The organism is Pelotomaculum terephthalicicum JT, assembly GCF_022410535.1.
Taxonomy (GTDB): domain Bacteria; phylum Bacillota; class Desulfotomaculia; order Desulfotomaculales; family Pelotomaculaceae; genus Pelotomaculum_D; species Pelotomaculum_D terephthalicicum.
Genome location: NZ_JAKNBL010000064.1, coordinates 1 through 9,620, shown reverse-complemented (window position 1 = coordinate 9,620; position 9,620 = coordinate 1). Strand labels below are relative to the sequence as shown.

The 9,620-nt window shown below is 39.8% G+C and carries 8 protein-coding genes and 1 tRNA gene; all 9 read left to right on the top strand.

Translation table 11 applies throughout. The features are described 5' to 3' along the window. Positions 1–188 precede the first annotated feature (188 nt). The 9 genes from L9W92_RS18055 (at position 189) to L9W92_RS18015 (ending at position 9,075) form a co-directional block, all read left to right on the top strand. Positions 189–264, top strand: a tRNA-Ala gene (locus tag L9W92_RS18055). 143 nt (positions 265–407) lie between these two features. Beyond that, on the top strand, positions 408–1,298 hold the full coding sequence (locus L9W92_RS18050) for a recombinase family protein (protein WP_240085135.1): 891 nt from the start codon (positions 408–410) through the stop codon (positions 1,296–1,298). A gap of 415 nt (positions 1,299–1,713) precedes the next feature. Continuing rightward, positions 1,714–1,920: a helix-turn-helix domain-containing protein gene (locus tag L9W92_RS18045; protein WP_282442411.1), complete on the top strand. Its 207-nt coding sequence runs from the start codon at positions 1,714–1,716 to the stop codon at positions 1,918–1,920. 36 nt (positions 1,921–1,956) lie between these two features. After that, the gene (locus tag L9W92_RS18040; protein WP_240085134.1) at positions 1,957–3,066 is read left to right on the top strand and encodes a DNA cytosine methyltransferase; all 1,110 of its coding nucleotides are present in this window, start codon (positions 1,957–1,959) and stop codon (positions 3,064–3,066) included. Further along, entirely contained in the window at positions 3,059–3,991 is a 933-nt protein-coding gene (locus tag L9W92_RS18035; protein ID WP_240085133.1) for a DUF4928 family protein, read from the top strand. Before L9W92_RS18040 ends, L9W92_RS18035 begins: the two co-directional genes overlap by 8 nt. A 6-nt stretch (positions 3,992–3,997) precedes the next feature. Next, a complete protein-coding gene (locus L9W92_RS18030; RefSeq protein ID WP_240085132.1) occupies positions 3,998–4,429 on the top strand; it encodes a very short patch repair endonuclease in 432 nt (143 codons plus the stop codon). A gap of 1 nt (position 4,430) precedes the next feature. Further along, positions 4,431–4,913 carry a hypothetical protein gene (locus L9W92_RS18025; protein WP_240085131.1) on the top strand — a complete coding sequence of 161 codons (483 nt, stop codon included), beginning with the start codon at positions 4,431–4,433 and terminating at the stop codon, positions 4,911–4,913. 161 nt (positions 4,914–5,074) lie between these two features. After that, entirely contained in the window at positions 5,075–7,150 is a 2,076-nt protein-coding gene (locus L9W92_RS18020) for an AAA family ATPase (protein ID WP_240085130.1), read from the top strand. After that, positions 7,135–9,075, top strand: a complete 1,941-nt coding sequence (locus L9W92_RS18015; RefSeq protein WP_240085129.1) for a UvrD-helicase domain-containing protein — start codon at positions 7,135–7,137, stop codon at positions 9,073–9,075. Before L9W92_RS18020 ends, L9W92_RS18015 begins: the two co-directional genes overlap by 16 nt. Positions 9,076–9,620: the final 545 nt, after the last annotated feature.

Below are 9,620 nucleotides of genomic sequence, written 5' to 3'. Positions count from 1 at the left end.
TCTTCCGTTCCTCATCAGAAAGCCGGACATGGTATCTTACTTTTGGCAAGGCATACCCCTCCCTCCTGGGAAGAGTATAACATAAAAATAAGTTTTATTATAGATTCAGTGTTAACAAACTACTAGTTGACCTGGTATTTTTAGCGTGCTATAATAAACCAGTAAATCAAGGGGTATGAAGTTATCGTGGGGATATAGCTCAGCTGGGAGAGCGCTAGAATCGCACTCTAGAGGTCAGGGGTTCGAGCCCCCTTATCTCCACCAAGTTAAAAGCTACATTTTCTTGTGAAAAGCGCACAAGAAAATGTAGTTTATTTTATATATCAGCAATTAAACATGACTTCGACATGACGGTTCTATAAACTGCCATGTCTTTTTATTTTGTAAAAGAGAAAGGAGCAGTTCAAATGAATAACAAGATAGTTATTGAAATACCGGCTATCAAAAAAGAAGTTTTGCGTGTCGCTGCTTACTGCAGAGTCAGCACAGCTTATGAAGAACAACAGACCAGTCTCGATTCGCAGATTCAATATTATACAGACTATATCAACAATCATGAGGGCTGGGTTCTTGCGGGTATCTATGCTGAGCAGGCATCGGGTACGCGCTTTGATAACAGAACCGCATTCAACCGTATGATGAAAGACTGCCGTGCAGGGAAAATTGATTATGTTATTACCAAGTCCATCAGTCGTTTTGGACGAAATACCCTTCCCTTTTTACGAAGCTTTAATGAACTCCTTGGTTTAGGTATTACAATCTATTTCGAAATGGAGAGATTGGATTCGGCTGATTGGCGGATGCTCAAAATCATTGCCACCGCAGCTGCCGTTGCTCAAAGTGAAAGTGAGTCAAAAAGTGCGAATATCAAGTGGGGAATTCAACGCAGTTTTGAAAAAGGGCATATAAAGCTGAACCATACCAACTTTCTTGGGTACACAAAAGATGAAAACGGCAAATTGATTGTTGTTGAGGAAGAAGCTGAAATAGTCCGACTCATTTATGATTTATACCTGAAAGGCTATGGCTGCCGTAAGATTAAATCTTATCTTGAAAAGAACGACATAAAAACGGTAACCGGAAAGTCTAAATGGAGCACTTCCACCATTGACCGGATTCTTTCCAATGAGAAATACGTCGGAACTGTATTATCCCAGAAGAGCTATGTTTCAAATTGTCTGACTCACAAACAGGTAAAAAATAACGGTGAGTTGCCGATGTATCTTATGGAGAATAATCATGAAGCGATTATAAGTAAGAAGACTTTTGAGGAAGTTCAACGAATGAAATCTTTGTAAACATGAGAAAGCCCACTTTAAAAAGATAATTTACGATGGTGAATATTTTTGTATTGCCATTTAGAACATATGTTTGGTATAATGTTTATGGTGAAAAATAGTTGACGTTCCATATTATTGGTCAATATATAAGCAGTGGATTGCCAATGTAGGTGTAATAGGGAATTACATCAAAACAGGGTAAAACGGTGATCCTTTTGCATATTCGGACATTACTTGTGAATTCAATATGTGGATTGATCCGACATACAGGCTAGACGTCATGAAGAAGTTCTGTATGGCAAGCATAGAGAGTAGTACCAAGCTCGGATAAGTTATTAAGTTATTTAAAGACCCCTGTGCTTATAATGCTATTTAAAGTACGCAGGAAACATGGTATAATTTACTGGAAACAGGTTGTGGAGGGAGTAAACCAATGCCTATTCACAGTAATTTATCTACGCTAATGGGAAGTCGTCGCTACTCGATAAAAGATGTTCATGAGAAAACGGGGCTTTCGAGAAATACGATTTCGAATCTATATAATGACAAAGCGACAAGAATTGACTTTGAAACGATATATAAGTTATGCGTTCTGTTCGGCTGCGGAGTAGAAGACCTTCTGCGTAAGGAACAAGAATAATTCGTCGTTGGACGCTGAAGGAAGGATGGTGAGAAAATGTTTCAATGCGTTTTACCACTTATAGATACTGAAAAAATCGATCTGTCGTCGGCTCCGTGGACGATGCATGAATTCTTCGCTGGAAGCGGATTAGTTGCCTATGGCTTAAAAGACATGTTTTCGCCTGTTTGGGCGAACGATGTCAGTCAGCAAAAGGCTGACGTATATGCGGCTAATTTCTATTCGGAGCACTTTTTGTTGGATGACATCAAAAATGTTAGAGGTGCCAGTTTACCATACGCCCACTTGTCATGGGCAAGTTTTCCTTGCCAGGACTTATCACTTGCAGGGTCTATCGGCGGTATTGACGCTTGCCGAAGCGGGTTGGTATGGGAGTGGCTTAGAATCCTTGATGAAATGCCGGAAAAGCCTCGCGTCTTACTTGTAGAGAACGTGTCCGGCCTTCTATCCACCAGCAATGGAAATAACTACAGAAAGTTGCATGCGGCGCTCACTGAAAGAGGATACGACTGCGGCGCTATCGTACTTAACGCATCTCTTTTCTTACCGCAATCGAGACCGAGGGTCTTCGTAATCGCCGTTCAACATGGGCGTCATATTCCACAAGAACTTATAGGCTCCGGCCCGTGCTGGTTGCACAGCAAAACGGCGGCGGAGTTGGGGAACACTTTGCCGGGTTGGATATGGTGGTATACGGAAAAGCCTCCAAAACGTCATTTTACCCTCAAAGATATTATTGAAGTGAACGTGCCTTTTGACAAAGATAATGTAATACGCTTGGTGCCGGAGAAACACAAAGCCGCACTCGAAAAACACGAGACGGTATATGCTACAGGATATAGAAGGACTCGTCATGGGCAGCAGCAATTAGAATTACGCTTTGACGGAGTCGCCGGTTGTCTGAGAACACCGGAGGGCGGTAGCAGTAAACAGTTTTTAGTCGTTAAGAAGAATGGGGAAGTACACGCAAGGTTGTTGACCGTTCGTGAGGCCGCACGTCTTATGGGGGCTCCCGACAGCTTTATTCTTCCCGGTACATACAACGACGGTTATAAGGCTATGGGCGACGCGGTAGCGCTTCCTGTAGCCCGCTTCATAGGCGAAAAATTCTTAGTTAAGATTGCGGAGGCAGTTTATAATGATTAACGCTGAAGAAAAGTTGAGAGCATTTCAGATTGAAAATAATATAGTGACCAAAGGTCCGCTTTCGCTCGTTGTTCAATTTACTCGTATGGTTAGCGGCAAAGCCTTCCCGCTTGATCCGGATGATTATCAGACTGGCAGTAAAGGCCAAGTCGCCGGACTCGGCGGCGGCAACCTCAAGAAAATTTTAAAAGAGCATGGCATTACGCAGATACTCGCATCCGAAGGCGGGCGTACTAGTCGCGGCAGCATGGGATTGATGATAAAGTATGTAGAATTCCTCAATGCATGGAATGCAGAAGAACCGGTAGATTTTGCCGTCATAGAAGATTTCTGGGCTGAGCAAGTCCGTGAGTATTTTAGAAACCAGCCGTTTGTCTTAACTTCGGACACATCGAAAACAATCGGTGCTAATCTGGAAGAGCTTTTCGAGCAAGCTAAAAAGAGGCAAGCCCAAAACCCCGGAACACAGTATCTTGGTACGGTACTTCAACATTTAGTAGCCGCTAAGCTCTCTATTATTCTGCCTGCGGGAGCGATTGAAGTTCATGGGGCGTCTGTAGCCGACGCGCCTACGGAACGAAGCGGCGATTTCGTTATTAATAATACAATAATTCATTGTACAACCGCGCCAGGTGCTTCTCTTATTGAAAAGTGTCGGAGCAATTTGCGCAGCGGTTGTCATCCGGTGATTATTACAATCTTTGATCGCGTCCGCACCGCTTTGGATTTATCATCGGATGCTGGGCTTGATGGCCGCGTTGAGGTATGGGATATACAGCAATTTCTGTCTGCGAACATTTACGAACACAGCTTGTTCGACGAATCAAACCGTAATTCGACTATAGCTGATATTATTGATAAGTATAACGAGATCGTCCTTGCAGCGGAAACCGATCCAAGCTTACGTATCGAATTTGAAAGGTGATCGGCGTTGAGCGATACATTTAGCAAAACTGAGCGCTCAGAAATCATGCGCAAAGTCAAAGCACATGGGAATAAATCTACAGAACTGCGGTTAATCGCATTGTTCCAGAAAAATGGAATTACCGGCTGGAGGCGTAACTATCCGGTTAAGGGACATCCCGATTTCGTATTCCCGAAAAAGAAAGTGGCCGTTTTCGTGGACGGTTGCTTTTGGCACGGTCACGATTGTCGCAATACACGTCCGCAGGAGAATTCAAAATACTGGGCGAAAAAGCGCGAGCGCAATATAAAGCATGACCAAGAAGTAACGGCGATTTTCGAGAGCCGAAACTGGACTGTGGTGCGTATTTGGGAGTGCGAGTTAAAGACAAAGAACCTGCCATTATTGGCTGAGAAGTTGAAAGATGCTCTTCATGCAGGAGATTCGCAGGAGGCGTGATATGAGCCTATGGGAAAAGCCAGGAATTCCGCATAAAGGCTGGGTCTGCACCGGCATGATTGATTTACGGGAGGACGATCCTGACGCAGAACTGGAAACGTGCGAAATGTGCGGCAAGGAAGGCATACGATATGTACATATGATGGAACATCCGCAATACCCGCAAATCGTGAGAACTGGTCGTGTATGCGCGGAAAACATGGAGCGCGACTATGCCGCGCCTGGGCAGCGCGAGCGCGAGTTGCTTAACCGTCACAACAGGAAAATGACCTTCCTGAAACGAGAATGGCAACAGAGGCAAAATGGCAACTTTGTACTGAAATTTAAAGGCGAGTATTTAACGATAACGCCGAGTAAGTTCAATAAAAATTATTACGGTGTGGTATATGGCGGACAGAGTGTTTGGAATTACAAGAATAGGAAGATATCGGATTTACAGACGGCAAAACTGGCGGCTTTCGATATTTTCGATGCATTGAGATGACCTAAGCCGGGTCTATTCTATCTTTTGCCATATTACATAGAGAAGATACATTATGCCGTTCCAAATGCAGCGGTTAATTGGTAGTCATCAAACTTATAATGCGAGGTTGATTGGTTAGTCGTGAGGGAGATAAATAGTGTTTTTAAGGAGAGCGGATTATAATGAAGATTAAAACAATTGAAATCACGGGATATCGGCAAATTCGTAAGGCAAAAATAAACATGGAGAGCAACATTACTATTATTGCCGGAGCCAACAACAGTGGGAAAACCTCATTGGTTGAATTATTTAATTGCGCCTTTGGTTCATCGAAAGGAAAACTGTGCTGTGACGATCTCTCCGTTATTGAGTGCCACAAATGGAGTACCGATATCTACCCTCATATATTAGCCGCTTTTAGTGCAAAGAAATCTAAAGAGGATACAATTGCTGATGTTAGCAAAGTGATTTTTTCTGTTGAAGATCCAAGCAAAGCTGTGATGGTTCAGCCAATTGAGATCAAAATACAAATTGACTATACAAAAGACGTTGACGATATACGTAATTTCGCTGATTACATAATGGATTTTGACCCGGATAGCACGAGCTTTTATTTTATTTATCAATACGCAATTAATCCGGACAGTTTTAAAAGCAACTTGGATAATGATTATGATAAATATATAGCCAGATTTTCCAAACTTGACGGAACTGATAAAGACAAAGAAACCATACGTATAATTAAAGAGATGTTAATATCGCTTTATGCCAAATCGTCAGAAGAAACAGTGTATTTCTCTGATAAGTTATACGAAAACCGAGTGCAAATGGATGTATCGTCTTTTAAGAAACTTTTTAATTATCGCAATATAATGGCTGGTCGCACCCTCGATGATGAAAGCTCGGATAGAACCCAAGTCTTAAGTAAAAATATGATTGATATTGCAAGCGATGAAGATGATTGGAAAGATTTAATTAGTACGTTGCCGGACCAAATTATTCAGCCCATTCAAGATGCTCGAATCCAAGAAAAAGTTCGCGCTGCTTCTTTAGACACGCTCAGCGACACAATAGAATCCATATCTAAAACAAACGGCGGGCATACCGGCAATATTGTTATAGATATGAATGTGACAGAAGACGCAATACAAGCTCTGCTTAAAAATATAACGTGCGCTAAATACCAAACAGAAGAGTATTATTTAAAGGAATCGTCTCAAGGATTAGGTTATAGCAACCTTATCTACATTCACTTACAATTGGAAAAATATAGGAAAACAGTTGATCCTTTAATTGTCAATTTTTTTGTGATCGAAGAACCAGAGGCCCATATGCATCCTCAAATGCAACATGTCTTCACGCAATATTTGTTTGATTATTATAATAAGCAAACTGAAATGCAGGGATGTATAACCACGCATTCACATGAAGTTATTCGTGTGGCTAAAATTTCTCAGCTACGGGTGCTACGCCAAACCGATAAATTTGAATGCAGGTTATTTGACTTGCGGGAGTTTAATAATTCAATTTCCGGAAATAAGGATTTACTACAATTTTATGATTGGTTTTATGCTATTAATTTTCCCGACATTCTTTTCGCTGATAAAATAATCATGTATGAGGGCGATACTGAGCGAATGTTAATAAAAAGTCTACTCAGCTTCAAAGATTTTGACTTATTGAGAGGGCAATATATTTCTTTCGTACAAGTTGGCGGAGCATATGCCTTTAATTACAAGCCGATTGTAGAATTTTTGGCCATAAAAACTGCCATACTTACTGATTTGGACTACGATAAAGATTCGAGCAAAGTTGACGATATTCTAAAATCGGGAACAACTAATTCAGCCATAAAAAGCTTTGCCGAGCAAGCTTTAAAGGATGGCGAGCCTACAGTAGAAAAACTGTATGACTGGCAAGCAAAAGAGCAGCCAATTGTTATTGCCGGACTAATTTGTTTAGCTTTTCAAGGAAAAAAAGACGGTTATTCGCGTACGCTTGAAGAAGCAATGCTGTCCAAATACTATGGGCTTAATTCTTTTGACATGAAAACAAAAGCTGAATGGGAAGAACTTAGAAAGAAGGATAATTTAAAATATACTATCCCGAGAACTGGGGAAGAATTTAATTTGCGTGATATCGTATTGCATACTTCTACTGGGAAAACGGATTTTATGTATTCTGTTATTTTAAATAATCTAATTGAAAGTATGCTACCGGAATATATAAAGGAGGCGTTATTATGGCTGGCAAAGTAAATAATTGCTTTCTTGTTAACGCCCCTGCAGGCAGCGGAAAAACGACGCAAATCAAGGCAATGATCCGACAATTTATCATAGACAACCCTAAAGACAACATTTTATGCATTACTTACACAAAGCGCGCAGCCGATGAACTATCGAAAGATATCCATACACCCAATGTATTTATTGGCACGATACATTCTTTTTTACATGCCTTCATGAAACGCTATTTTGCTCATAAAGACGTTTTAAATTTGTATTATAAGATGTTTGAGGACGCTATTAAGAAACGAATAAGTAATCCAGAAGCCGATGAGCACATAGCAGCTAGTAATGAAAAATACAAAGAAAAGTATGGTGATTTAAGTTATGAAATAATTCAAAAGAATATTAAAATCATCGCATATAACGAATCATCGTTCAGTTCCTTGTATTATGGCGGGCTTTCTCACGATGACCTGATCATATTTTCAAAACTTATAGTTGATACATTCCCGGTAATTAGGAAACGTATAAGCTCCAAATATCAGTATATTTTTATTGATGAATACCAGGACACTACTGCCGATGTCCTTAATATTTTTTATGATAGCGTTGCCGAAACGAAATCCCAATTATATTTGTTTGGCGATAAAATGCAGCAAATTTATAAAAACTATGATGGCTCTTTTGAAGACCGCTTTGCTTTATTTGATACCAGTAGAGTACTAAATATTAATTATCGGTCAGTTCCCGAAATAGTAAATTTACTTAATAAAATCTATAATGATACGAAATATGATCAAGACAGTTCCGAAAAAATGAAACAAGTTCAACCTACTATTCATCCTCAAGTAATCATTTGCGACAATATTGAAGATGAACTACTTAGAATCAAGGAAAATGATCCAGATACACTCGTGCTGTACTTATTGAATAAAGAGAGGTTTGCAGCCATTGGTTCCCTCAATTTATATCAGGCGTTTGATAGTATGGATAAATATGCTTTCGGGAGGGCATATAGTCCTGTTGATGTTTTGACAAGTGATTATGATGAGAATCCAGATCCTTTAATCAAACTATTATATCTCATTGTGGATATATACTATAACTATGAGAATAGACTATATGGTTTGATAATACAAAAATTGAGAAATCACACAGCATTAGTCAACAAAGATGGTTGGTATATAACATCCCATAGCGGAAAGCAAAAATTACACGATAACCTAAATGTAATATTTTCTGTTCTCATAAACAAAGAAAAGACTATTGCTGACTTGCTTACCGCATTAAAAACAACTTCAATAATCCAACCTTCTTATCTGGAAGGCATTTTAGAAGATGAGGAATATCGCTCTGTGTTGGATGTACCAACAAACGAAATTCTCGCTATGGTTAATTATTTGAATCAGCCCAAAATATCAACACAACATGGCGTGAAAGGAGAAAGCCATAATAGTGTCGTTTTTGTTGCAGATGATAGTACTCGCAATCCGGTAGTTCATATGTACCGCTTTTTTGAAATGTGGGGGCAATTAGATATTTCGCTTAGTTCCTTTCAGCAGTTCTACTATTCGTATACAAAAGAACTGTATAATCTTCAAATTTCCATTGGATCAAAAATAAATGACTTAGTCAAAGAATCTTATATGACAAATGAGAAGTCTATCATAGAAAGGGCCGTTTTAATTAGACAACGATTTGGGAAAGACCCTATTTTTAGTTTCCTCTGTGCCGAGAATTATGAGCGGTTTTTAGCCAAGCCGGGTGTCACTAAAGCAAAAGATTGTTTCAAGGAAAACACCGTTTACGGCGTCCTTAGTGCTTATAAACTGTTTTATGTTGGATGTTCACGAGCAAGGAAGAACTTGATCATCTTGATTGATCGTTCGAAGCTGAAGGGGGATATTGAATTACAAAAAAGAAAGTTTGCTACACTTGGTTTCGTTGTTTCGTAGCACCGTGTTCAATTCACTCCCCACGCCTAAAACAATAATAGGCCTTTATTTTATGGCATCTATATTTACCTAACTTCTCAAGGAAATCAAGGGTTTCAGCCCTGCTGAAGATATGCCAGTAAAGTTAAAAAACAACCAAAAGTAAAAACCAGGGGTCATATCCCCCTGCATGCAATTACCTCCGAACCCTGCTATTACGGCAGGGATTTTCACATTAATTCTTCAAGCAGTCCGTCTATCCTTTCGGCAGCATTATCTTTCTTTTCCCCCGGCATAAACTCAGCGTGAATATCCATAGTAATACTGTAGTATTAAAAATGATGCAGAAAATAATGGCTGGATATTTTAAGGGTATGCTTGTTTATAAAGCCGGAGAGAAATACCAGTTATTATTTATATTTCCTAAAGCCACTCAGCAATGTGAACGGTCAATAAAAATACAGCATTTTCGGCCATTTAAAATGCAGCACTTGGCCACATATTTTACTGGAAATTTATTAACTTCTTTGAAACTGCCGGTATAGGCGGGATGGAAGGAGCCCGTA